This is a genomic window from Salmonella sp. SAL4457 (genome assembly GCF_046548235.1).
Lineage (GTDB): Bacteria > Pseudomonadota > Gammaproteobacteria > Enterobacterales > Enterobacteriaceae > Salmonella > Salmonella enterica.
Genome location: NZ_JBGDZO010001509.1, coordinates 1 through 228, shown reverse-complemented (window position 1 = coordinate 228; position 228 = coordinate 1). Strand labels below are relative to the sequence as shown.

The following is a 228-nucleotide window of genomic DNA, read 5'->3' as shown; positions in this document are numbered from 1 at the left end:
TCCTGGTCTATCGCAACTACGATGCGATCTATTCCTACAACGCCGCGGAAAGCTACGCGCTGGCCATCGCCCTGCTTTCCGACCGCCTGCGCGGCGGCAGCGGCCTGGTGGCGTCCTGGCCGACCGACGACCCGGGCATCAGCCGGCTCGAGCGCAAGCAAGTGCAGAAGGCGTTGCTGGCGCGCGGCTACGACATCGGCGAGGCCGACGGGCTGATCGGCACCAGCA

Annotated in this window: 1 pseudogene; it reads left to right on the top strand. The window is 68.0% G+C overall.

The annotated features are described in order from the left end of the window. Positions 1-228: pseudogene (locus ACLJNW_RS29240) on the top strand (hypothetical protein); the annotation flags it as partial.